Annotated in this window: 22 protein-coding genes and 1 other annotated feature; of the genes, 18 read left to right on the top strand and 4 right to left on the bottom strand. The window is 37.5% G+C overall.

The window, feature by feature from the left end; all coding sequences use genetic code 11:
• The 12 genes from N178_RS19155 to N178_RS19100 all read left to right on the top strand — a co-directional run bounded on the left by N178_RS19155 (position 1) and on the right by N178_RS19100 (position 12,339).
• Entirely contained in the window at positions 1 to 279 is a 279-nt protein-coding gene (locus N178_RS19155) for a YokU family protein (RefSeq protein ID WP_045294155.1), read from the top strand.
• Positions 280 to 380: 101 nt separating this feature from the next.
• Positions 381 to 1,862, top strand: a complete 1,482-nt coding sequence (locus tag N178_RS19150) for an amino acid permease (protein ID WP_045294153.1) — start codon at positions 381 to 383, stop codon at positions 1,860 to 1,862.
• A 240-nt stretch (positions 1,863 to 2,102) separates the two neighbouring features.
• The gene (locus N178_RS19145) at positions 2,103 to 2,849 is read left to right on the top strand and encodes an MBL fold metallo-hydrolase (RefSeq protein ID WP_045294151.1); all 747 of its coding nucleotides are present in this window, start codon (positions 2,103 to 2,105) and stop codon (positions 2,847 to 2,849) included.
• A gap of 30 nt (positions 2,850 to 2,879) precedes the next feature.
• Complete coding sequence (locus tag N178_RS19140) at positions 2,880 to 3,137, top strand: SunI/YnzG family protein (protein WP_045294150.1); 258 nt, start codon at positions 2,880 to 2,882, stop codon at positions 3,135 to 3,137.
• A gap of 39 nt (positions 3,138 to 3,176) precedes the next feature.
• Entirely contained in the window at positions 3,177 to 3,638 is a 462-nt protein-coding gene (locus tag N178_RS19135; RefSeq protein ID WP_045294148.1) for a GNAT family N-acetyltransferase, read from the top strand.
• Positions 3,639 to 3,828: 190 nt separating this feature from the next.
• Entirely contained in the window at positions 3,829 to 5,001 is a 1,173-nt protein-coding gene (locus N178_RS19130) for an iron-containing alcohol dehydrogenase (protein WP_045294146.1), read from the top strand.
• A 182-nt stretch (positions 5,002 to 5,183) separates the two neighbouring features.
• On the top strand, positions 5,184 to 6,389 hold the full coding sequence (locus N178_RS19125; protein WP_045294144.1) for an MFS transporter: 1,206 nt from the start codon (positions 5,184 to 5,186) through the stop codon (positions 6,387 to 6,389).
• Positions 6,390 to 6,948: 559 nt separating this feature from the next.
• The gene (locus tag N178_RS19120; protein ID WP_045294142.1) at positions 6,949 to 8,211 is read left to right on the top strand and encodes an ATP-grasp domain-containing protein; all 1,263 of its coding nucleotides are present in this window, start codon (positions 6,949 to 6,951) and stop codon (positions 8,209 to 8,211) included.
• A 16-nt stretch (positions 8,212 to 8,227) separates the two neighbouring features.
• Positions 8,228 to 8,788 (top strand): hypothetical protein, encoded by a 561-nt coding sequence (locus tag N178_RS19115; protein ID WP_045294141.1) that lies wholly within the window; start codon positions 8,228 to 8,230, stop codon positions 8,786 to 8,788.
• 32 nt (positions 8,789 to 8,820) lie between these two features.
• On the top strand, positions 8,821 to 9,759 hold the full coding sequence (locus tag N178_RS19110) for a DMT family transporter (protein WP_045294139.1): 939 nt from the start codon (positions 8,821 to 8,823) through the stop codon (positions 9,757 to 9,759).
• Between the two features lie 27 nt (positions 9,760 to 9,786).
• The gene (locus tag N178_RS19105; protein ID WP_045294137.1) at positions 9,787 to 11,022 is read left to right on the top strand and encodes a DUF6421 family protein; all 1,236 of its coding nucleotides are present in this window, start codon (positions 9,787 to 9,789) and stop codon (positions 11,020 to 11,022) included.
• Positions 11,023 to 11,037: 15 nt separating this feature from the next.
• Positions 11,038 to 12,339, top strand: a complete 1,302-nt coding sequence (locus N178_RS19100) for a valine--pyruvate transaminase (RefSeq protein WP_045294135.1) — start codon at positions 11,038 to 11,040, stop codon at positions 12,337 to 12,339.
• Between the two features lie 165 nt (positions 12,340 to 12,504).
• On the opposite strand, the gene N178_RS19095 is transcribed toward N178_RS19100, so the two are convergent.
• Together N178_RS19095 and rpsN are read right to left on the bottom strand one after the other, a co-directional pair.
• Positions 12,505 to 12,897, bottom strand: a complete 393-nt coding sequence (locus tag N178_RS19095) for a (2Fe-2S) ferredoxin domain-containing protein (protein WP_045294133.1) — start codon at positions 12,895 to 12,897, stop codon at positions 12,505 to 12,507.
• A 93-nt stretch (positions 12,898 to 12,990) separates the two neighbouring features.
• A complete protein-coding gene (gene rpsN / locus N178_RS19090) occupies positions 12,991 to 13,260 on the bottom strand; it encodes a 30S ribosomal protein S14 (protein WP_045294201.1) in 270 nt (89 codons plus the stop codon).
• A gap of 257 nt (positions 13,261 to 13,517) precedes the next feature.
• On the opposite strand from rpsN, the gene N178_RS19085 reads away from it, so the two are divergent.
• The 3 genes from N178_RS19085 (at position 13,518) to thrS (ending at position 18,385) form a co-directional block, all read left to right on the top strand.
• Positions 13,518 to 13,976: a cell wall hydrolase gene (locus N178_RS19085; protein WP_045294131.1), complete on the top strand. Its 459-nt coding sequence runs from the start codon at positions 13,518 to 13,520 to the stop codon at positions 13,974 to 13,976.
• Between the two features lie 495 nt (positions 13,977 to 14,471).
• Positions 14,472 to 16,214: a sulfatase family protein gene (locus tag N178_RS19080; protein ID WP_045294129.1), complete on the top strand. Its 1,743-nt coding sequence runs from the start codon at positions 14,472 to 14,474 to the stop codon at positions 16,212 to 16,214.
• Positions 16,215 to 16,615: 401 nt separating this feature from the next.
• Positions 16,616 to 16,846: a binding site (T-box leader), on the top strand.
• 321 nt (positions 16,847 to 17,167) lie between these two features.
• Positions 17,168 to 18,385, top strand: coding sequence for a threonine--tRNA ligase (gene thrS, locus N178_RS19075; protein WP_045294127.1), 1,218 nt, complete (start codon positions 17,168 to 17,170; stop codon positions 18,383 to 18,385).
• Between the two features lie 169 nt (positions 18,386 to 18,554).
• Here thrS and N178_RS19070 read toward each other — a convergent pair whose 3' ends face one another.
• A complete protein-coding gene (locus tag N178_RS19070; RefSeq protein WP_045294125.1) occupies positions 18,555 to 18,761 on the bottom strand; it encodes a hypothetical protein in 207 nt (68 codons plus the stop codon).
• Positions 18,762 to 19,146: 385 nt separating this feature from the next.
• On the opposite strand from N178_RS19070, the gene N178_RS19065 reads away from it, so the two are divergent.
• Positions 19,147 to 20,547 (top strand): amino acid permease, encoded by a 1,401-nt coding sequence (locus tag N178_RS19065; RefSeq protein WP_045294123.1) that lies wholly within the window; start codon positions 19,147 to 19,149, stop codon positions 20,545 to 20,547.
• A 65-nt stretch (positions 20,548 to 20,612) separates the two neighbouring features.
• On the opposite strand, the gene N178_RS19060 is transcribed toward N178_RS19065, so the two are convergent.
• The gene (locus N178_RS19060; protein WP_013057095.1) at positions 20,613 to 21,821 is read right to left on the bottom strand and encodes an MFS transporter; all 1,209 of its coding nucleotides are present in this window, start codon (positions 21,819 to 21,821) and stop codon (positions 20,613 to 20,615) included.
• Between the two features lie 255 nt (positions 21,822 to 22,076).
• Here N178_RS19060 and N178_RS19055 point away from each other — a divergent pair, with 255 nt between their 5' ends.
• The gene (locus N178_RS19055; protein ID WP_045294120.1) at positions 22,077 to 22,538 is read left to right on the top strand and encodes a MarR family winged helix-turn-helix transcriptional regulator; all 462 of its coding nucleotides are present in this window, start codon (positions 22,077 to 22,079) and stop codon (positions 22,536 to 22,538) included.
• A complete protein-coding gene (locus N178_RS19050; protein ID WP_045294118.1) occupies positions 22,535 to 25,201 on the top strand; it encodes an MMPL family transporter in 2,667 nt (888 codons plus the stop codon). Before N178_RS19055 ends, N178_RS19050 begins: the two co-directional genes overlap by 4 nt.
• Positions 25,202 to 25,426 lie beyond the last annotated feature (225 nt).

Raw genomic sequence — 25,426 nt, 5'->3', positions numbered from 1 at the left:
TTGAAGTGCCAATGGTGCGAATCATATGAAGCGAAAGAGACGGATGCAACGGTTTATTGGGAGCTTCCTGACGGTACAAAAGCCATAGAAATTAAAGAGACGCCTTCCATTACATGTTCAGAATGCGGGATTACGTATCAAACAGATGAAACGGTTGGGCACATTGAAGATCAACTGTTTTTAATCAACACCTCTGCCTTAGAAAAAAGTGTAACGTACGAACAGCTTATGGGCTTGCCTCGTCTATTAAAACGAAACTATTTTGATTTTTCAAAGTAAGCAATGAAGGATCCATCTCCTGCTTTTTATAGGAGATGGATATTCTTATACGCTTTACGTTAAACATGTTCGCATAGTTCATTTATAAAGGTGGGATAAGTATGGAAGCGGTCGATATAAATCGTAATGAAGAAGAAAAAAAGCAGGACGATAAGCATGTAAAACGCCATTTAAAAGCGCGTCATATGACCATGATTGCCATTGGAGGTTCAATAGGAACTGGTTTATTTCTAGCCACGGGATCTTCCATCCAAACTGCTGGACCGGGAGGAGCGCTGATTGCTTACGGGGCCATTGGAATTATGGTTTATTTTCTCATGACTAGTCTTGGAGAAATGGCCACGTTTATGCCGGTATCAGGTTCTTTTTCAACGTACGCCAGTCACTATGTAGACCCAGCTCTAGGCTTTGCGCTCGGTTGGAACTACTGGTTTAACTGGGCTGTTACACTTGCCGTAGAAATAGCTGCTTCTGCTATTATTATGAAATTTTGGTTCCCTGATGTGCCGAGTATTATCTGGAGCGCTTTGTTTTTAGGCTTAATTTTTTTACTTAATTTCCTATCTGTAAAAAGCTATGGAGAATCTGAATATTGGTTTGCTCTCGTAAAAGTAGTAACCATTATTGTATTTATCGGTGTGGGTCTTCTGACGATCTTTGGTATTTTCGGCGGTGAATATATCGGCTTTAAAAACTTTACATTAGAAGAAGCGCCGGTTAACGGCGGATTTATGTCCGTACTAAGCATTTTCTTTATCGCAGGATTTTCTTTTCAAGGCACAGAGCTAGTCGGTATTGCTGCAGGGGAAAGTGAAAACCCTCAAAAAAACATACCAAAAGCCATTCGCCAAGTCTTTTGGCGCATTCTTCTATTTTATATTGCAGCCATTGCTGTGATTGGACTTATCATTCCTTACACAAGTCCATTTCTTTTAGGAGGAGACGTGGATAACATTGCTGTTAGTCCATTTACGCTTGTTTTTGAAAAAGCAGGAATCGCTGCAGCTGCTTCAGTGATGAATGCTGTTATTCTTACCTCGGTTTTATCAGCCGGAACTTCTGGCTTATATGCTTCTACGCGAATGTTATGGTCAATGGCCAATGAAGGACAAGCGCCTAAAGCGCTTCGAAAAATTAATCGTCGAGGAATTCCAGTAAACGCGCTTGTTTTAACTACGATCATTGGCGGTCTTGCCTTTTTAACATCAATTTTTGGCGATCAAATGTATATGTGGCTTTTAAACGCTTCAGGAATGAGCGGATTTATTGCGTGGATTGGTATTGCCGTCAGCCACTATCGTTTCCGAAAAGCATATGTTGCTTCAGGAAGAGAGATAGATGAACTGGCGTATAAAGCAAAATGGTTTCCTTTAGGCCCTGTTCTTGCATTTGGAATGTGCCTCATCGTTATTTTAGGACAGAATTATCAAGCGGTACTTTCTGACAAAATTGATTGGTACGGCTTGACAGTCTCATATATCGGTCTGCCTCTCTTTTTAGCGACGTGGTGGGGGTATAAAATAGCAAAGAAAACTAAGGTTGTACCTTTGCATGAGTGTATCCAAAGAGAAGATAAGAAATAAAAAAGCTATAGCGGCTAGCGATAAGTAAAAAAGGTGAACCTTGTTGTCCAAGGTTCACCTTTTCATTTATAAAAATCTATCATCGTAAGCTTTATTTTATAGATATCATAGCATGAAATGTGATTTTTTTCCAGTCTGGTTTTTATTTTGTTTATTGATAAAATTCAAGAATAGCACTGTAAGCTACGCAATTACAGAAGGTTAAAGTTTTTGTAATTTTAATAAGAAAAGGGGTTTGTGATGAGAATTTCAGAAGGTGTTGAAATGCTACAGTTGACTGCCAGAGCTTTTGACCAAGATATAATATTAAATCCTACGCTAGTTTGGAATAACGATGAAGCTATTCTAATTGACACAGGAATGCCTGGACAAATCGATCAACTTAAAAAAGTGTTAAACGAATTAAATATGTCTATCGAAGACCTAAAAGCAATTTTTTTAACACATCAAGACCTAGATCATATAGGGAGTGCTGCTGATATACGAAAAAAATCAAATGAAAATATCATCGTATATGCTCATGAATTTGATAAGCCGTATATTGAAGGGAAACTTCCGCTTATCAAAACGAATGCGAGTCAAATGAGTAACGAAGAACTAGCAGCTATACCTGATGACATAAAATATTTGTATAAAAACCTTCCAAAAGTTGACGTGGATAGAGTATTAAAAGGAAGTCAACTGCTTCCATACTGCGGAGGTATTGAAGTTATTTTCACTCCCGGACATACGCTTGGGCACGTTAGTTTTTATTTAAAAAAATCAAAAACGCTGGTTGCCGGAGATGCTTTAGTATTAGCGAATGGACAACTAATGGGGCCTGTTAAACAAACGACCTTAAATATGGACGAAGCAGTTCAATCACTCGAAAACTTCTTACACTACGACATTGAGCATGTTATTTGTTATCACGGAGGCTATTTTCAAGGCTGTCCGAAAGAAGCGATTTTAAGGATAAAAGAACACGTTGCAGAGAGACAAAGTTAAGATTAATAGAAACCAAAGGGGATGGATAAAATGTTTACACCAACTATTAGCGTTCAAAAAATAAATGATAGCCTCATTATAAAATGGCAGCTTGCACACTTTACGATTCCGTTAGAAGACATTCTTGAAGTAACGGAAGATGACACGTACGGAGGCAAAGAAGCAAACGCCATTCGAATCGGCCCTCCGTACGGAACGACTGACCGCATCTTTATAAAAACGAACAGTAAAAACTATTTGTTATTCACCTCAAACGCACCCGCTATATTAAACGAAATACATTCATAACGACCATTACTAAATACGAGATATATAGGAGAGAAAAAATTGAAGATTAGCCGTACTTTCGATGCTGATACAATTGCCAAGCTTAATCAGTCTGTTCATCAACTGCATGTAGAATTATACCCCGAGCGCTTTCAAACATATGATTTTCAGAAGATACATGAATTTTTTAAGAAAGTGATGGAAAACGATAGGTTTATCTTTCTTTTAGCAGAAGATGAAGGACAGCATGTAGGATTCGCTTGGGTTGAAATAAAGCAGTATTCAGAAACAGTGTTTAAAAAGACTTACAAGTCAATTTACGTTCATCAACTAAATATCGCAGAACTCCACAAAAACAAAGGGTTTGGTTCAAGTTTGATGAAAGAAATTTATAGCATTGCTCGTGCAAAAGACATAAATACAATTGAGTTAGACTATTGGAGTGACAATACAATTGCAGAGAGTTTTTATGAAAAAGAAGGCTTTGTTACGTATCGAAAAATGGTTTACAAAGAACTTTAAAGAGAGCATAGAGGTGCTCTCTTTTCTATGTCTCAGAACTTATTTTCTATATTTTAATCAGTCAATAAAATAAAGTGCGCGATTTGAGTACTTAACTCTTGAAAAAATTTTATTTTACGATTATACTTACATTCTTGTTCGCGAAATGCGACAACTTAATTTACATTCAACTAGGAGGTATACAGATAGTATGGAAAATTTCATTTATCATAATCCCACAAAATTAATCTTCGGAAAAGATCAGCTTCAAGCGTTATCAGAAGAACTCCCGAAATACGGAAAAAATATTTTGCTTGTTTACGGCGGCGGAAGCATTAAGAAAAACGGTTTATACGATCAAGTTCTTACGCTGTTAAACGAGTTAAACGTAAATATACATGAGTTAGCGGGAGTAGAGCCTAATCCTCGACTCTCTACAGTGCGAAAAGGAATTGAAATTTGCCGAAATGAAAACATTGACTTCATGTTAGCAGTTGGCGGAGGAAGCGTTATTGATTGCACAAAAGCAATCGCTGCCGGAGCTGAGTATGAAGGTGACGTCTGGGATATTATTAACAAAAAAGTAACGGCTACAAAAGCACTGCCGTTTGGAACGGTATTAACATTGGCAGCAACAGGTTCTGAAATGAATCCGGATTCGGTTATTACGAATTGGGAAACAAATGAAAAATACGTTTGGGGCAGCTCTGTTACACACCCTGTATTTTCTATACTAGATCCTGTGAACACGATGTCTGTTCCTAGAGATCAAACTATCTACGGCATGGTAGACATGATGAGCCACGTGTTTGAACAATATTTCCATAACGTAAAAAACACGCCTTTACAAGATCGCATGTGCTATTCCGTATTACAAACAGTAATTGAAACAGCACCGAAGTTACTAGAAGATCTGCAAAGCTACGAACACCGCGAAACAATTTTATATTCCGGAACAATCGCATTAAACGGAACACTTCAAATGGGCTACTTTGGCGATTGGGCTTCACATACAATTGAACACGCAGTATCAGCGGTATACGATATCCCTCATGCGGGAGGTTTAGCAATCCTATTCCCAAATTGGATGCGACACGTTGTAGATCAAGACGTAACGCGTATGAAGCGTGTCATGACAAGCATGTTCAATATTGAAACTGCAGGCAAAAGCGACAAAGAAATTGCGTTAGAAGGAATTGATAAGCTAAGCGCTTTTTGGTCAAGTCTTGGTGCACCTTCTCGCTTAGCTGATTACGATATCGGAGAAGAGCGACTAGACGAAATTGCTGGAATTGCTGCTCGTGAAATGGAGCACGGAGGTTTCGGTAACTTTAAAAAACTAAATAAAGATGATATCTTAGCTATTTTAAAAGCGTCACTATAAAGTGAAAAACAAAAAAGAAGGAGACATACGTCTTCTTCTTTTTTGTTTTATCTTATAAATGACTAGAAATTAAGTAGAGTAGAAAGAAAAGTGTTTTTCTCAAATTTCAGTTAACAACCAAAGAAAAATCTTTATAATTAAGTACAGAAAGAAAGCTTTAGAGAATGTAAGGGAGTGGGAAGATGAAAAAGTTTGCGTTAGCTTCATATGCGCTTTATTTGTTGGGCGGATTAGTCATTACAGCCGTAGGGTCCGTCTTACCGCAATTGTTAACACATTATCATGTGTCATATACAGTTGGCGGACAGCTTGTATTATTAGGTTCTTTAGGATTTTTGATAGGAGTTCCCCTATCTTCTTTTTTATTAGGACGTTTCAGAGAAATGAATTTACTTACAATTGCCGCACTAATAATAGCGCTATCACAAATAGGTATGCTTTTATTGCCTCCATTTGAGTGGATTATTGCATTCAATTTTTTAAACGGTATTGGCGTAGCCGCATTGGAAGTAGTTGTAGCTACTTTAATGATGGAAGTATTTATCGGTAGAAGAGCTATTGTTATGAGCTATTTAGAAGTATCATTTGGTCTAGGTGCGCTGTTGATGCCGTTAGTAGCTAGCTTATTGATTTCGCAGAACAGCTGGAGGTTTTCATTTTTTATAACGAGTGTACTAGCTTTACTAATGGTTGTAGTGTGTAAAATGATTCCTTTTAAAAAAGAGACTGTTTCAACTTCAGAAAGCGATGCTTCAGACGCCAGCTCAGAACCTGCGCCTGTGCTTGCTAAAAATCAAAGATGGAAAATACTTGCTCTTTTTAGTGTGATGATTTTTATGTACGCCGGAGTAGAAAGCAGCATGAATAATTTTCTTTCGTCCATTTTTATCGCGTATCTAGACGTAATTCCGTCACAGGCTACTTTGAGCATAAGCGTTTTTTGGGTGGCTATGCTAATAGGACGAGTGGCTACTGGATGGATTATTCGAATCGTTACATACGAACGTTATCTTTTTGGCAGCATTGGAGGAACAATTGTGAGTTTAGTGCTGTTTATCGTATTAAAAGAAGCTGTCGCAGGCTATATTTTATTAGGTTTTTTAGGGCTTGCAATGTCAGGTATCTATTCGATAACGATGGTATATGCTAACCATACGTTTACCGGATCTGCTCGTATTGTCACCAGTTTAATTACTGGTTTTTCAGGGCTTGGAGGCGCTATTTTCCCTGCACTTATTGGCTTTACCATGGACGCAAGCGGAATTGCCTCAGCACTTTGGTACATAACAGCTTTTGCATGTTTATATCTACTGGCGCTTTGCATTATTTTTTCAGTGCAGCGTAATGCAAAACAAAAATCTAACGACTCTGTACAGGCTATGAAATAAATGTTACGTCGAAAAGAGACTGGAGCAAAAATAGTTTAGTTGAAGGAAGACCTGAACGATGAATTGAGATTCTTGATGGAGAATCAAATGCGTCCAGGTTTTTTTTTAGCAGGGTGAAGGTAGATTTCATGCATGTAGGTGCTTCTAGCGGTTGATTGGAGGGCAAGGCGAAAAAGCGCAAGCGACGAGGAGGCTCATCGTCCGCCCGCGGAAAGCGAAGTATTGCACGGAAATCAACCGTGGTATCAAGTGATCCATATTAGATTATTCATCCAATTTGTTCATCTAATGCTTTATTTATGTCTCAATCTCTTTTTTATAAAAATTCTCATTAAATTTTTTCTAACAATATCTTTATAATCAAATAGCAAAATTCCTGCTTTTAATTTCGCTTTAGTATTAACCCTATAAACCATTCTTTTCTTTACTTTTTACTAATATATCAAATATTCTATATATTCCTAATATTATATAAAATTAAATTGACAAATATATGAAGCGGTCATTAGAATTTAGTCATTGAATAGTGAAGAGCTGTTTAAAAGTAGGGGGGAAGTAAATGCCGTTACAAAATAAGCATCTAGCAGTTGTGTTACAAAATACATATTTACCGTTTATTTTTGAAGAAGCAGAAGCTCTCGGAATTAAAGTGACGTTTTTTTATAACCAAGAAGAAGTAGAACCTAAGCATCTTAAAAACGTGCAACATTTCATACCCATTGATTTATTTCACACCCCAGACAAAGCTCTTGAGATGATTAAAGCAGAGCATCACAAAAATCCTTTTGACGGCATTATGACATTATATGAGCCTGCATTAGAGTTTGTATCTCAGTTGACAGAAGAGTTAAACTTACCGGGCTTATCACCGTTTGTGATTAGTAACTGTCGCAACAAGCAGAAGATGAGAGAGGTTTTAAAAGATAATGATCTTAACACTCCGTATTTTAAAGAGGTTGAAAATACGGAGGAATTAACGAATCTTTCAATGCCTTATCCTGTCGTAGTAAAACCTTCTAACGGATTTTCCAGTCAAGGTGTATCACGAGCGAATAATAAAAAGGAACTGATTGACAGCATAGAAAAAGTAAGACTCGTAAATGAAGAAGACCTAAGTAAATTCACAAAAAATAAAACGAGCATGGTAATTGAACAATTTATAGACGGCCCAGAGTTTGCTATTGAGACGTTTTCTGTAGAAGGAGAAGTTTATGTACTTTCTATAGGTTATAAAGGAAATTCCAAAGGACCTTTCTTTGAAGAAGGTGTTTATATAGCTCCAGCTCAGCTAGAAGAAAACGTTTGGCAATCTATTGCACGAGAAGCAGCTAGAGCAGCAAATGCTTTAGGGATTGAGGATGGACCGGCTCATATTGAATTACGCCTGGATCCAGCGGGAAAACCTTATGTAATTGAAATAGGAGCGCGCATTGGAGGATCTGGGATTTCTCACTATATCGTAAAGGAAAGTACAGGTATTAACTATATGGAGCTAGTTTTTTACTATGTATTAGGATTAAAACCGCCTGCATTAAAAAATGAAAGAAAACGAAAGAAAGTGGTGGGCAACTACATTATCCCTGTGCAAGGCCATGGGATTTTCAAAGAAATTCGAGGCTTAGAAGACGTGCGTAGAGATACTGAAGTAAAAAGAGTTATTCAATTTATAACTAAAGATACAGACATTTTACCATATCCGCACTTTTCAGGCTACCCTGGATTTATTTTAACCACGCATGATTCGTATTCCGACTGTGAGCAGTATTACAGCTATTTAGACAACAAAGTAAAAATCGTTTATAAAAATAAAGTAAACGTATAGGGAGGTATCAAAGGCTATGATAGTTGCAGAGTCGTCTAGTAAGAAAAATAAGCAGCTTCAAAAAATTAGCATTATCCATACCTTAGGTCCTGAAGGAACAAATTGTGAAAAAGCAGGCTATCTTTGGTTTGAACGTCAAGGCATACAAGGTCAGGTCTTTTTGCACCAAACTTTGGAAGAAGCTTTAGTTCATGTAAAAGAAACGGAGAGTTCTGCTCTTTTAGGCTGCGCGGTATATCCTTACTTACATGATATTGTGTTTAAAAATTTAACTAGTTTAGAGCTAGTAGATAGCTTCATTATGCCAACGTATAACATGGTGCTTGCCTCAAAAGAAGAGGTGGTAGCGAACAACAGTTTATTAATCGCTTCACATCCTGCCCCTGTAGATTTAGCTCATTCCATCAGTACCAATGTTCAGTTAGTAAATAGTAATGCTCAAGCGGCGATTGATTGCTTAGAAAGGAAAGTAGACGCTTGTATCACAACAAGTAAAGCTGCTAACGAGCAGGGGTTAACAGTTGTAAAAGATTTTGGAGAAGTGCCGATGTGTTTTACGCTCCACGGAAGAAAATAGGTTCAACTTTAAAAAAGAAATAAGGTGAAACAGTGATTTCTAAATTAAACCGTATTCATGTACATCTTTTGTTTTGTCTATTAGCCGTCATTGGGGGAACGACATGGGCTTTTCAAAAGACTGGATTAAAAGATAGCTTGCCTCTATGGTCAGCAGGTATGAGGTTTTTAATTGCTAGTTTAATAATCGCCCTTTACCTCTTATTCACAAAAAAAATAGCGGTTTCAAAAGAAGTAATAATCATTTCGGCATTAAACGGAATTTTGTATTTTGCACTACCGTTTGGTTCTGTTTATTGGGCATCTGTCTATTTACCAAGCGGGCTTGTCTCCGTTTTAGCTGCCAGCATTTCAGTGTTTGCCCTTTTATTTAATCGCTTGTTTAAAGGAACACCAGCTACAAAAGGACAAAAGATAGGTGTAGTCATGTGCTTAATTGGTATGAGTGTTGTATTTGGAAATCAGCTGCTTATACAGGGAAATGGTATTCAAATAGTAGCAATGATCGTCATTTTAACTGCTATGCTAGGTTCTGCTTTTATAACTGTTCAAGTACAATCTCGGATAAAATCCTTGCCTATTATGACCTTTAATTCTTTTTCGATGCTAAGTGGAGGCGCTTGTTTACTGATTGTTAGTTTGTTTGTAGAGAATGGAAACCGCACTTTCTCTGGGGTTAGTCTTATCTCGTTATTATATTTGGCTATTATAGGGTCGGTCTTGGGGTTTTCTATTAATATTTATTTATTAAAAAAATGGCATATATCAAAAGCAACGGCGCATTTATTTATTTCACCGGTTATTGCCTTATATGTAGGATTTGTCTTTTTAGGTGAAACATTAAACAAACAGGTCTATATAGGTACAGCGTTTGTCATAGCGGGGGTTATATTTATTAACTTGAAAAAGCAAATAGAGAAAAACACACATAACTCTACTCTTACATCATCTGAAAATATTTCTGCTAAATAGCTGTTCTAAAAAAGGAGGGTTTTAATCATGTTAACAAAAAATCATACTCAAAGTTTAGTCGAGTTATTAAACGATAAAATAGTACCTGCTCTATATGAGATAAGAAAATATCAGGGCCCAAATGGAGAGGTCAAACGAAATTATGAAAAAGCTAGAGAACTCTTATTAAAAGTAGTTGCTGAAGCCGAAACAGTATATAACTCTTTAAATTTACCTGCAGTGTGGAATGCGTTAAAAAATGACGTATATGATTGGATTGAAAGAGGACTCGATCAGGTTCCTTATTTTGATCAAACATTAATTGCTTATAGCCCACCTGCAAACGGGGAAGCGACGTTCTTTTTAGGACCGACTGTAACGCCAAATGGCCCTACAAAAAGAGGGTTTTATTTAGAAGCCTTTATCGCCGTTCGCGATGAGCCTGAAATTATGAAATCCATTGAAGCGGACCTTCCTCATCCTAAAAATGGATGTCAATCGTTAAAGCTGTTGGCTGGTACTCAAGGATTTATGGAAGGGAAGTGTATTGTATTTTTCCCTGAGAATGTAAAAACAAAAGAAAAGATAACAAGTCAAAACTTCGCAATATTTTTCTTCAATAAATTTCACAGCATATACAATGATGATACATTAAAAAGAGCGTATTCTATCTTTCCTGATTTTAACTTTAAATCTCGCGCTATGAATAGAGAAGATACTTATCAGGCAAGGGTAATCTGGGGATATCTACACGACTATTATCATCACTGCGGAAATAAACCTTTTGATCAACATATACAGGCGAAAATGAATTTTTTTGCAGGCATACTGGAAGAAGTTAAAGTAGACTGCCAGACGGTGCTGACTCTTCATAAAAGAAAATATTCTTTTTGGGAAGAGATAACGGAATTTGTTCTCTTTGAACGCCTGTTAAGATACCCTAGTCAGCACAATGCACCTCGAAACTTTGATTCTGGAACGGGATTTTTTCTTTTTAGCTGGCTCGTTGCAAATGGTCGTTCAATTTCCCGAAAAGGAGAACATGCTTGTTTAGATTTAGATATGTGTTTGAAAGAACTAGACCTTTTAGTAAAAGAAATTGAAGAACTTGAAACGATTCAAAGTGACTCTGGCTATAAAGAAAAAGCTGAACGCTATGTTCGAAAATACTTACTGCCTAGTGAGAACGGTGATAAATTTGTTATCCCGGACAATTACTTTATTAATCAGCAAAATAAAAAGATTGAAGTTCCATACTTACTATTCAATGACCATAATCTTTAAGGAGAAGGTGCACTAGTGACTGCTTTGCATTTAAGTAAAATAGGAAACAAAATGACTAATAAAGTAGGCGTTCGCGCGATTATGCATGACATCCAAGAAGTGCTCAATTCTGATCTCAATCAATATGTGAATTTAAGCGCTGGCAACCCTGCCATACTCCCTCAAGTTTATGAAATGTGGGAAGAAGCTTTAAAAGATATTGTGAACGATAAACAACTAAAGAATTTGATTAGCCAATATGGTTCTAGTTACGGTACGCATGAATTAATTGATTGCATAAGAGAATACTTCTTGACGAAGTATCGTATTAAACTGGACAGAGAACAAGTCTTGATCACGTCGGGAAGTCAAAATCTCTTTTTTTTAGCTTTAAATTCGTTTTGCGGTACAAGTAAAGAAGGAAGAGTTAAAAAAGCTTTAATACCTATGCTGCCAGATTACGCTGGGTACAGCGGAGTGGCACTAGAGGAAGGTGTAATAGAAGGAATTCCTCCGATCGTCTCAAAGCTTGATCATCATACGTTTCGTTATGAATTTAACAAACAGGCATTCAAAGATAAAATAGCCCATGACCCAGATATCGGAGCTATCGTATTATCAAGACCTAATAATCCAAGCGGCAATATTCTTTCAAAAGAAGCCGTACACTTTATATCCAAAGTATGCAAGGACTATCACATTCCATTGCTAATTGATTCAGCGTACGCACCTCCTTTTCCGGCTATGAACTTTGTTGAAATGAATCCAATTATACATGACAACATCATTCACTGCATGAGTCTTTCTAAAGCCGGCTTGCCTGGGGAGAGAATAGGAATTGCTATAGGAAAAAGTGATTTTATAAAAGTAATGGAAGCTTTTCAATCAAATATTTTGATTCACTCTTCTAGGCTAGGTCAACGAATGGTGGTTAACACCTTGAAGAGCGGAAAGTTAGCTGGAATTTCAGCTAACTATATAAGAACTCATTATAAACAAAAACATGACTATTTAAAAAACCTTTTAACTACATGTATGCCGGATGATATTCCTTGGTATCTGCACAAAGCGGAAGGTTCGTTATTTGGTTGGCTTTGGTTGGAAGCTTTGCCTTTCAGTGACAACGATCTATACAATAAATTAAAAGCAGAAAACTTGATTGTAGTACCAGGCGGATCATTCTTTCACGGCAGCCAATCTTCTCCTCACAACCGGGAGTGCATTCGTATAAGTCTTACCGCTACAGATGAGGAGTTAAAGAAAGGAATCCACATTCTTTCATCAGTAGTTAAGAAAATATACAGTTCAAATTCCATATTTGAAACAGAGAAAATATAATTTCTTAGATATTTAAAGATGACAAGAGCCGCCCTGTTCACCAGAAGCGGCTTTTCGTGTTTAGATTAAGTAACAGGTGAATCAGAGAGAACAAACAGACATTTTTAATGATGTTTCTCTGTTCGTTGTTTAATCTTACAAGGGCTATGTTCTCGCTGTTGTAAATTAAAGTTTTTTAGATACTTTGATGACGGTTTCTTTTTCTTTTGAGATACCTTTCACAGTACCTTCTGTTCGCTGAAAACCGTCTTCGCAAAAAGTATGGCTTATTTTTCCCAAAAAAGGCTGATCCTTCTTTAATGAGTTAATAAGCTCTCGTGCATCCTGAGGTTTCACATCTTTATACCAAATACCGTCTGGATAGGAAATGACGACGCATTTATCGTGGCATCTGCCATTACACCGAGTGCGAGTAGTGTGTATGTATGGATCTAATCCTTGATTGGCTATCTCACTTCGAATCGCTTGGGTAACTTCTTCGGCTCCAACCCGATTGCAGCTGCTTCCATTGCAAATGAGAACGTGATGTTTCGTTGTATCTAAGTTCCATGTAGCCATATTAATTCCTCCTAATAAAAGTAATGATTACGATTTACAGGGCGTGTTCATTCTTTTTTCAGCCAAAAAGGCTGCCTTTACTTAATTAGAAATTTACCAGCTTGATTTTTTCACTCCAGGAAGCTGTCCCTTGTGAGCTAACTCTCTAAAAGCAATTCGAGAAAGTTTAAACTTACGCAAATATCCGCGAGGCCTTCCCGTTACCTCACAGCGGTTATGCAGGCGAGTAGGCGAAGAATCTCTCGGGAGTTTTTGTAGTTCATCATAATTTCCTTGTTCCTTTAATTGTTTTCTTAACTCAGCGTATTTTTTGACAACTGCTTGTCGTTTCTTTTCTTTTGCTATTTTTGATTTTTTAGCCAAATCATCCATCCTTTCTTAAAACACTCTCCTAAATCGTAGTCATTACTATTTGTATTTTTACATCATAAACCACTAATGAAGTAAATGCAACTAATACTTATAATCCAGACCGTCGTTTTATACTGTTAAAAACAGCTGAAGAAGAACAGCAACATCCAGTTTCTTTTGGAATTGGATAATTTTTTGCAATGAAAGACCCCTATATTTTTGCTAGCATATGAACCACGTAAAGAAATAGCAAGGAGGCTTTTATTTTTATGATGAAGAAATTAGTGATTGCTATCGCAATGCTTATCCCAAGTTTTGGTGCAGGTTACTCAGCATTTGCTGCAGCGCCCGCACATGAACAGCACATTCAAGTAAATAAAAATGATAAAGAATTATTAGCTCGTCTTGTATCAGCTGAAGCCAAAGGAGAGCCGTACGCAGGTAAAGTAGCCGTGGCAACAGTTGTATTAAATAGAGTCGACAGCAGCAAATTCCCGGATACTGTAAAAGGCGTTATTTATCAAAAAGGTCAGTACAGCCCGGTCAGCAACGGTGAAATTAATAAACCTGCAGACAAAGGTTCAAAAAAAGCTGTAGAAGAAGCAATTAACTTCCAAGGTCAAGGAAAAGGTTCATTATTCTTCTTTAATCCTGATAAAACGGGAGATCAATGGCTGCGCCAAAAACAAGAAACAATTAAAATAGGAAATCATGTATTTGCAAAATAATGAAAAAGCTAATGGCTAGCTACGCGCTGTCATTAGCTTTTTTAGTTTATGTACATAAAATAAGCAGTAGAACAACCTTTAGAATTAGAATTTTATGGTAAAATAAAAGAAGTCATTCATAATTAAAAATATAAGGTGATAACTTGAAAGAGAATATGATGTTTGCTTGGATAACTTCATGGTTAGCTCTTGTTGTTCAGCTCGTTTTTTTATGGGAGTAGCGCTACATGATGTGGAGTTTTGTGATAAGCATAATTGTATAATTGTACGTATATCTAGTATAATTGTTACCTATAAACGAACTCAGCAGCTAAAAGCATACAAAAAATAAGGAATATCGTATTGAAACGAGTTATGAAAGACTTAGAGAAATCCTCCAAGTCTTTTTTTGTTTGGGTATAAAAAGACATGAACCGTACTCCGTTCTTCTAAAAAAAGTCCTTTTTACGTAGTTTATCAATACAGAAAATTTGATAAACACGCGGAGAAGTAAACATGAAGGAGCAGCCTAATTTTTTGTTAATTATGGTGGACGAAGAACGATTTCCACCCATATATGAAAGTAAAGAAGTAAAAAAGTGGCGAAAAAACCATTTAAAAGCACGTGAATTTTTAAAACAGCACGGGATGTCATTCACTCGTCACTACGTCGGTTCTACAGCCTGTTCACCGAGTCGAGCTACATTGTTTACAGGGCAGTACCCTTCCGTGCACGGAGTTACGCAAACGCAAGGTATCGCAAAGAAGTCACAAGATCCTGATATGTTTTGGCTGCAGCCTAATACCGTCCCAACGATGGGAGATTATTTTAAGCAGGCTGGGTATCAAACCTTTTATAAAGGAAAATGGCATATTTCTGATGAGAACATCTTAATTCCAGGAACGCATAACGTTTTTTCTAGCTACCAGATGCAAACAGGAATACCGGATCCAGAAAAAGAGTTCCTCTATCAACGGGCTAATAAGCTTGAAAAGTTTGGTTTTTCAGGGTGGATTGGTCCAGAGCCAGAGGGGAGAAACCCGCACAATTCTGGTTCATCTGCGGCCATTGGAGTGAGCGGACGAGACGAAATATATGCAGAGGAAATCATAGAGCTTATTCAACGATTAGAATATCAAAAGACTTCGCAGCCTTGGCTCATGGTAGCTTCGTTTGTGAACCCGCATGACATTGCGCTGTTCGGAGCGATTACCAAATACCTCCCCATGTTTCAGTTTTCTATTGACGAAACAATTCCGAACATCGAGCCGCCACCTACCATTCGAGAATCTTTACAAACAAAGCCCAGCGCTCAAAGCAGCTATAAATACATCTATCCAAAAGCGCTGCAGCCGACGCCAAATTCTAGTTTCTACCGGCGCTTATATTACCAGCTTCAAAAAAATGTTGATAAACAAATTTTGAAAGTTCTTCGGACTATAGAACAATCTTCGTTCTATGAAAATACAATTATTATTTTTACGTCGGATCACGGTGATTTGCTTGGAGCTCACGGAGGGCTGCATCAAAAATGGTACAACATGTATGAAGAGTCTATTCACGTGCCCCTTCTCATTCACAACAAGCATTTGTTTCCGAGTTATCAACGTACAGACCTGCTGACTAGTCACGTTGACTTGATCCCGACAATGCTTAGTTTGGCTAATATCGATGCTTCCGCTGTTCAAAAGCAATTGCAAAAAAGTCATACGGAAGTACATCCATTTGTTGGGAGAGACCTCTCAGGAACGTTGCGAGGAGAAACATCGCTTCATGAAGAAAAAATACCGATTTTCTTTATGACGGATGATGACCCGACAAAAGGACTTCACCAAACAAATTTTTTAGGAGAAAGCTACCCATCAGTTGTTCAGCCTAATCACATTCAAGCGGTCATTGTAGAGTTTCCGTCAGCTGCAGGAAAGGAAATTTGGAAATACGCTCGCTACCATGATAATCCGCAATTTCGGTCAGCATCTGACGAACCAGATGAAGTCATTCACCGAGGGCAATATGAAGGTTACCTAGTAAGTCTTACTACCCCAAAAACAACAGGGGTTCCCGATCAAATTGAAACGTACAACTTGACCAAGGATCCGTTAGAAACAGTAAATCTGGCTCATCCGTATTTTTCGACAAATGAAACAAGGAAAATTCAGCGGCAGCTTGATGTTATTCTTAAAGAACAAATCAGGAAAAAACGGATTTTTCCGCAAAGTGGAAGCATGAATGATGAGCTTTCGGATAAAGATAGATAAAAAATAGTTTCGACGGATTCAAGCCAAATATTTTCGCAAGTAGAAAAAGGTATATTTAATATTTTAGTATACAAATAAAAAACCTCATGATACTTGTGCTATGTTACTTATTCTGTTTTGGGTAGTACTGGATTTCACCTCGTTAATAATACTTAGGTAAAACAAATACGTGCTTGTACTATCTTTCTTTTCCGCCTTTGTTTTCACACAATAAAGGAAAAAACAAGAATAAAATGTAGCCGTTAATATTATAATAAAAAACTTTCTAAGCCCGTGTATTCCTAAGTAACTTTTCGGTAATTCAAGCATAAAGTAATTCTATACCATTAAAAAATAAAAAATTACTTCTTGACTTTTGTTAAATTTATACACTATAATCGCTTTTAACAACTAACAAACATTATTTGGCAATGAAAAGGACACGAATTAGATGCTGTTTTCTTCGCAGAGAATAGGGCCACTGGCTGAGAGCCCTTAAGAAATCATCTAGTTTACCACCTTAGAGCTATTGCAGGGAACGTGCATAACTAACTGAAACTGCAATCGGTAAAACCGTTATCTTTTTTGAGCGTAAAATGCGTATAGGTATTTTACGGAATTAGGGTGGTACCACGGCCGCATTCGTCCCTTCACTAGGGATGAGTGCGGTTTTTTATGTGGAAAAAAAGAATATACAAGCAATGAAAAGGACATGAATCATTTTTAAATTTTCTTTACAGAGAGTAGGGTCACTGGCTGAGAACCCTTAGAAAACGAAATGAATTTACCACCTTGAAGCTGCGGCGGGGAATGTGTATACACTGAAACCGCAACCGGTAAAACCGTTATCTTTTTAAGCGTAAAATCCATATGGATATTTTACGGAATTAGGGTGGTACCACGGCCGCATTCGTCCCTTTACTAGGGATGAGTGCGGTTTTTTTGTTGAATAAAAACATATTGGAGGAATGAACATGTCAAAACAAATGGAAGCTGAAAAACGAAATCATCAAAAATTAGGTCAAGAACTGGAGCTGTTTATGTCGATGGAAGAAGCTCCTGGTATGCCGTTTTTCTTACCTAACGGAATGATTGTTCGAAATGAGTTAGAAAACTACTGGAAACAAAAGCATTACAAAGCAGGCTATCAAGAAATAAAAACACCTATCATGATGAAACAGGAGCTCTGGGAACAATCAGGGCACTGGGAGCACTATCATGAGAATATGTATTTTTCAAATGTTGACAAACAAAACTATGCGATTAAACCGATGAATTGTCCGGGAGCCATTTTATTGTTTAACAGCAAGCGAAGAAGCTACCGAGAACTTCCGACTCGATACGCAGAGCTTGGATTAGTTCACCGCCACGAGCTTTCTGGGTCTTTAAACGGATTGCTAAGAGTCCGTTCATTCACACAGGACGATGCTCATTTATTCGTAGAACTCAGTCAGATCAAAGCTGAGATTAGCCGCATTCTAGCATTTATCCATGACTTTTATTCACATTTTGGCTTTGATTACAAAGTGGAGCTATCCACACGTCCTGAAAAATTTATGGGAGATATTGAAACATGGAATCAAGCAGAAAAATCGCTTCAATCGGTGTTAATTGAAAAAGGCTTAGACTATCAGGTAAATGAAGGAGACGGAGCTTTTTACGGGCCGAAAATTGATTTTCATATTTTAGATTCCCTAGGCCGCAGCTGGCAGTGCGGAACAGTTCAGCTTGATTTCTTAATGCCAGAGAAGTTTGACTGCATGTATATTGGAGAGGACAATAAACCGCACCGTCCCGTAATGATTCACCGGGCTATATACGGTTCCGTTGAACGATTTATGGCCATCTTGATTGAACATTATGAAGGTCAATTTCCTCTTTGGCTGGCTCCTGTTCAATTTAAGCTTTTGCCTATTGCACCGCCGCATGTGGAATATGCATACAAGGTGAAACACGAGCTGGAGTCACAAGGATATCGTGTTGAAGTAGATGATCGTATTGAAAAAATAGGTCTAAAAATTAGAGAAGCAGAAATGCTCAAAGTTCCTTATATGGCCGTAATAGGAGATAAAGAAGTAGAAAATGAATCGCTTGCTATGCGAAAGCACGGGAAGAAAAATATTGGAACAGTAAGTGTGAAAGAGGCAGCTGTACACTTGAATGAAGAAATGAATTCAAACAGAGTTGATTGAAGCCATTTACCTTGCTAAATAGAAAAATCCGATTTTTTTAGTCGGATAGTGATTCCCTTCATCTTGTCTTACATCAAAATGAAGGGAATATTGAACTAGAAGGGTATAAGATAATATATATCATCAGTATAACTTTTGCCTTAGACAAACGCCGGTATTTATAAAAAAATTATCTTGTTCCATTCGAATCGTTTGTACGGGGTGAAGCTGAATCTTCATTTGACAATTTGTTCATAGGTTGCTGACCTCGCTTCTTTTTAGAAGGAGAATAAAAAAGAAATTTAAACATAAAGTACACTCCTAATGCTAGTAAAATACAGCCAATAAGTAAGTTAAGCATCTCTCTCCGCCCTTCATACACTGCAGTTTTCATCATTATAACACCTGTTAAGGTAAAACATTCATCGTTCTATAAATAATCCCTATGTCAGGAATTTATACTTGAAGATAGGTAGCGAAAAAACTATCTGAAAATGAATCATTTTATTTTTTAGAATATTAATTTTATTCAAACTTATTATACATAATCACAATGATGATTTCTTTATTTAGTTGATAAATCCAAAACAGAGAGAGATTAAGAAATCGCTTACAAAAACTCTTGAAATATATATAATGATATTAGTATACTAATAGACAAGTTAGTAATTATTTCTATATAATTACTTCTGTATCTGAAGTAAAAACGCGCAGTCAAATAGGAAAAGACGTCATTTTTAAGTTTTTTAATGGATGAGTGGCAACAGAGAGGAGAGAGTGCAATGGGAAAGCTATTTAAAAAGAAGTCAATCGAGCAATTATTAGAACAAAGTCAAAACAAATCTCTAGTCAAAACATTAGGGGCATTCGATTTGACTCTTCTTGGTATTGGAGCCGTAATAGGAACGGGGGTTTTAGTGTTAACAGGATTAGTAGCTGCTAACGATGCGGGGCCAGCCGTTATTTTTTCTTTTATACTGGCTTCTATTGTATGCGGTTTTGCAGCGCTGTGCTATGCGGAGTTTGCTTCAACTATACCTGTATCTGGGAGCGTTTACACCTATACATATGCAACCATCGGCGAAGTGGTAGCACACTTAATGGGATGGACATTGCTTTCCGTCTATTTATTAACGATGTCAGCAGTAGCAAATGGATGGTCTTCTTATTTTAATAATTTTTTAGAAGGCTTTGGTTTTTCACTGCCAAAAGAATTGATTACCATCCCTGCAAATGGAGGCCTGGTGAACCTTCCTGCTATTTGTATTACACTTCTTATTACATGGCTGCTTTCAAGGGGAACTAAAGAAAGTAAAAAAGTGAATAATTTTATGGTGCTTGTTAAATTATTTATTATCCTTCTCTTTATTATTGTAGGGGCTTTTTATGTGAAGCCATCTAATTGGACTCCTTTTATGCCTTATGGAATTGAAGGTGTTGTGACAGGGGGAGCGGCCGTATTTTTTGCTTTCTTAGGTTTTGATGCCTTATCTACATCAGCAGAAGAAGTAAAGAACCCGCAGCGCAATTTGCCAATTGGAATTATTAGTTCACTTGTGATCTGCACGATTATTTATGTAGCAGTATGCCTTGTTATGACAGGAGTTGTTTCTTATAAGGAACTGAATGTTCCAGAAGCAATGGCCTATGTTCTTCATTCAGTAGGACAAAATGCAGTGGCAGGAATTATTGCTGCAGGAGCTGTCATTGGAATTATGGCTGTTATTTTCGCTTACATTTATGCAGCAACACGCATTTTATTCTCAATGAGCCGCGACGGCTTGCTGCCAAAAGCATTTGCTAAAACAAATGAGAAAACGGGAGTTCCGACTCTTTCCACTTGGCTAGTAGGAATTATTGGAGCGTTAATTTCAGGGTTTATTGATCTAAAAGAACTTGCGAATTTAGCAAATATCGGAGCTCTTTTAACTTTCGGCATGGTGGGCGTCAGCATTATCATCTTACGCAAAACGCACCCAACTTTAAAACGTGGATTTACAATGCCGTTTGTCCCGGTTTTACCAATTTTATCTGTATTATCTTGTTTATTTTTAATGATTAATCTTCCTAAAACAACATGGCTGTATTTTAGCATATGGATTGTGCTTGGTATATTTGTGTATATAGGTTACTCTCGTAAACACAGTCGATTAACAAGTAAAGAAATGAAAAAAGCGAGCTAGAAGCAAAAAAGAGCCTTTCATCAAAGAAAGGCTCTTTTTTTGCTTTTTGTTCAGTTGTTAGACAGTTAGGACGATTGTTCACTATGTTTTTTGCGTGTTTCCACAATAAAAAGACAAGTGCTAATAACAAAAGCCGTTCCTACAAAAATGGCGCCAACCCAAGGAAGTGAAGTAAGTCCCATATGGTTAATAATTACGCCTCCGAAAAAGGCGCCAAAAGCATTTCCTAAGTTAGCAAATGAGTGATTCGAAGTAGAAGCTAAAGCAGGTGCTTCCTGTGCTAAGTTCATAATTTTCACTTGAATACCAGGCATTACAGCAAACGCTGCTGCTCCCCAGAAAAACAGCGTGATAATAGCTGCTGTTGGGCTTTTAACAGTAAACGTAAAAATAGTCAGCACAATACAAAGAAAAGCAAATATCCCTACAACCGAAGGCATTAGCTTCCAGTCTGCAAGCTTGCCCCCAACAACGTTTCCAAGCGTAACGCCGCATCCGTATAATACAAGTATCCACGTAACGCTGTGTTCACTTACTCCTGTAACGTCTTCAAGAAGCGGTGTAATATACGTAAAAACAGTAAATAAACTACCGCATCCTATTGCGCTTAAAAGAAGCATCACAAGAAGTTTTGGTTGGGTAAAAGCAGCAAACTGCTGTTTTAGACCCGTTAATTTGTCTTGACCAAGTTTTGGGATAAACAGAATAATACCGATAAATGCAATAATCCCCATAATCGTAATAGCCCCAAACGAAGCTCTCCAGCCTAAGTGTTGGCCAATGAATGTTCCCACAGGAACGCCAATGATATTTGCAATAGTTAAACCTGCCATCATCGTTGCGACAGCACTTGCACGTTTATGAGGTTGTACAAGCCGTGAAGCAATAACAGCGCCTACTCCAAAGAACGTACCGTGACATAATGCCGTAACTAAACGAGCTCCCATTAAAATTCCATAGCTAGGTGCAATAATAGCAATCGCATTTCCGAGAATAAATAAAAGCATAAGTAAACAAAGCAGAAGCTTTTGAGGAAGTCGATGAGTAAAAATAGTTAAAATTGGCGCGCCGATTGCTACTCCTAAAGCATAGCTTGTAATTAACTGACCAGCAGTCGAAATGCTAACGTGAAGGTCTTCTGCAACGTTAGGCAGTATCCCCATAATAACAAATTCCGTCATTCCAATAGCAAAAGCTCCAAGAGTTAACGAGATGAGAGCAATTGGAAAGGAATCTTTCTTACTGACCTGCTCATTAGCATGCATTGTATTCATGTGTGATCACCCTTTCTGTGTATAAAATTTATATCTCCTTGAAAAGAAGTCAATTACTAATAATACTTAAGTGATTGAGCTTTGACAACCAAAAAAGCTGATGTAAGCGGTATCTTTCAGATTTCTATTTATCTTTATCATATATGAAGACAGTCAGACATAAATTTATTGACAGAATAAAGTTTAGTCCTATAAACTATTTTTAAAGTTAAATAGTTTACATCTATAAACTAAATAATCAAAGGAGGGAAATAAGTGACGAAAAGCAAGTTATATCAAGCGGTAGAACTTTTTGAAGAAGTGCTGTTTGTAGGAACAGAAGTCATTCACAGAGAGATAAGCCATAACCTCTTTGAACATGTATCAAGACAGCAGTTTGATTTGTTAGATAGTTTAATGATTAAAGGTCCATCTTCACCTGGCAGTCTTGCTGTCTTGCAAGGTGTTCATAAAAGTGCCATTTCGAATCGAATCAAAAAACTGCTCGAAAAAGGGCTCGTGGAGTGGGACACGAACGAACTAGAAAGTGATAAACGTTCTAAGCTTATAAAGATTACGGCTGAAGGAGAAAAGGTAATAAATGACGGAAATGCTGCCTGTTTTAGCATTATTGAGAATTTGTTTGATGATGTAGAAGAAGAAAAAATAGATACATTTATTGAAATTCTTACAATGGCAAAAGAAAAGTTAAATACAAAAGGGGAAAGCAAAGAATGAAATTTATCGTGAAATTTAAGTGGGTGATTGCCGCCTTTATTTTAGCTTTAACGGTTATATTGATGCTAATGGCACCGAATTTAACAAAGCTCGCAAGTGAAAAAGGGCAGTCTCAGCTTCCCGACGATGCTGTTTCATCTAGAGCCAGCCAAATTTTAAAAGACGCCGGGGAAGACAGCAACACCATCAGCATGGTTATCAAGTTAGATAACGCATTAGATAAAGATAGTGAGAAACAAATACAGAAAATCATTGATAAGACAGAGAAAATTAAAGGTGTAAAAGACGTCACAACTCCTTTGACAGATGATCAAGATGTTCGCAATCAATTAATGTCTAAAGACAAAAAAACGGTTTTAGTTCCGGTTACTGTCAGAGGATCGGATGAAAAAGTTGAAAAAATAGCGGATCAAATTTATGACAACGTGCCAAAAGACGTTACCGCCTATGTAACAGGTGCATCTCTTATTAATCAGGATTTTGCACACAGTTCAGAAGAAGGGTTAAAGAAAACCGAGTTTATTACCATCTTTTTGATTTTAGGTTTGCTTTTACTCGTTTTCCGTTCAGTCGTGACGCCGTTCATTCCTATTTTAATTGTGGGAATCACATACTTAATCAGTCAATCGTTATTAGGTATTTTAGTTAAAAATGTCGATTTTCCAATTTCAACGTTTACCCAAACGTTCTTAGTAGCTATTTTGTTTGGGATTGGGACGGATTACTGCATTCTTTTACTTAATCGTTTCCGTGAAGAATTGGCAAATGGACATGATAAAGTAGAAGCCACTATCACAGCTTACCGTACAGCAGGAAGAACGTTATTCATCAGCGGAATTGCCGTATTTATTGGTTTTGCAGCCATTGGATTTGCTAAGTTTGCTATTTTCCAATCGGCTGTTGGCGTAGCAGTGGGAGTCGGTGTGCTGCTAGTGATTTTATTTACCTTGCTGCCACTTTTTATGGTTACGCTTGGAGAAAAATTATTTTGGCCGTCTAAAAAAGTGGCTTCTCATAGCGACAATAAGCTGTGGGGTTTTTTAGGAAGAAAGGCAGTGGCGAGACCGTTCGTATTTTTAGTTATTACAGCGATTATTACCGTGCCTTTTATTGTAACGTATGACTCTAAAGTGTCGTTTGATTCTACTGCTGAGATCAGCAGTGATTATAAATCTATAAAAGGACTAAACGCTATCAGCGACGCACTGGGAGAAGGAAAAGCGTTTCCTGTCAATGTTATTATTAAAGGAGATAAAGAGTTAACAAAGGCAGATGTTATTCCTTATTTAGGAAATATAAGCAAAGCAATTGAAAAAGTGGAGCACGTGGATTCTGTCATGACGATTACACAGCCTACCGGAGAAAAGATTGATGATTTATATGTTAATTCACAGCTGGGCTCTGTATCAGACGGAATCAAAGATGCTGTTAAAGGAATCGGAGATGTACAAAAAGGATTAAATGATATTGAAAAAGGGCTAAATCAAATAGCTGACAAAACCGGTTCTGCTTCTAAAGAATCTGGCGGATCACTTGCACCTGCTGCAGACGGATTAGCTCAAATTAATCAACAGCTGAAGCTTATCAGCACTCAGCTCTCTACAACAGGAAATGTGGAGCAAGCGGTTCCTCAGCTTGCAGCAATCAGCAAACAGCTTACTGCCATTCAAACCGGTCTTCAACAAGCAAATGAGAATCTTTCAGTTCAGCAAAGTCAAGTAGGAACGCTATCAGACAGTATCAATCAGTTAGCAAAAGGTGTTAACAGCGCGAATGATGGACTGACGAAAATCTCAGATGGCTTAACAAAAGCAACGGATATGCTTGATAATATGAGTGACAGCTCAACAGTTAGCGATACGGGGATTTATCTTCCAGAAGAAGTGATGAAAGATAAAGGGTTTAAACAATCCATCGATAACTATTCCTTTGCAGATGGAAAAGGAGTTAAGCTAAGTGTAGTGCTTGATCAAAATCCATATTCTGAAGAAGCCATTTCAACCGTAAAAAATATTGAAAAAGCGGTGGCAAATGAAGTTGTCAATACGCCGTTTGACCATACAGAAATTGTGTACGGAGGCGTATCGAGCTCAAATGCGGATTTAAAAGATTTATCCACAACGGATCTTTCACGCACAATGGTCATTATGATGATTGGACTGTTTATTGTTTTGACCATTTTATTTCGTTCAATGATCATGCCTGTATATATGATTGCTTCACTGCTGCTTACGTATTATACGGCAATGGGAATCTCAGAGCTTCTATTCGTGGATATAATGGGGAATGACGGAATCAGCTGGGCAGTGCCGTTCTTTAGTTTTGTTATTTTGGTTGCCCTGGGAATTGACTATTCTATTTTCTTGTTAGACCGTTTTAACGAAGAAGTGAAAAGCGGCGTAGCAGAAGGAATGGTTACGTCCATGAGTAAGATGGGGTCGGTTATTATCACTGCTGCTATTATCCTAGCTGGAACGTTTGGGGCTATGATCCCATCAGGTGTATTAACACTTGTACATGTAGCAACGGTTGTCATTATCGGTCTTTTACTTTATGGCCTTGTTATTCTTCCGCTTCTTATGCCAGCGATTGTCGTGACGCTTGGAGAAGGAAACTGGTGGCCGTTTCTTCGAAAAAAAGAAAAATACAAAGTAGAAGAATAACTTGATAGCTGTATCAAAAATCAGCTATTTGTTAGGAAATAGTGATAGACGCTTGGATAGCGTTAAACACTATATACGATAAAATGAAGGATAGATGAGCGTCATAAGACTGCTCTATCTATCCTTTTTGTATTATTGGAAAACTCGATTATAGTTTAAAAACACAATCAAGCAGGTGCTTTTATAAATACATCTAGGCGAATAAAAGGCCGCCTCTCTGGAAAA

The organism is Priestia aryabhattai B8W22 (assembly GCF_000956595.1).
Classification (GTDB): domain Bacteria; phylum Bacillota; class Bacilli; order Bacillales; family Bacillaceae_H; genus Priestia; species Priestia aryabhattai.
This window is presented reverse-complemented; position numbering and strand designations above follow the sequence as displayed.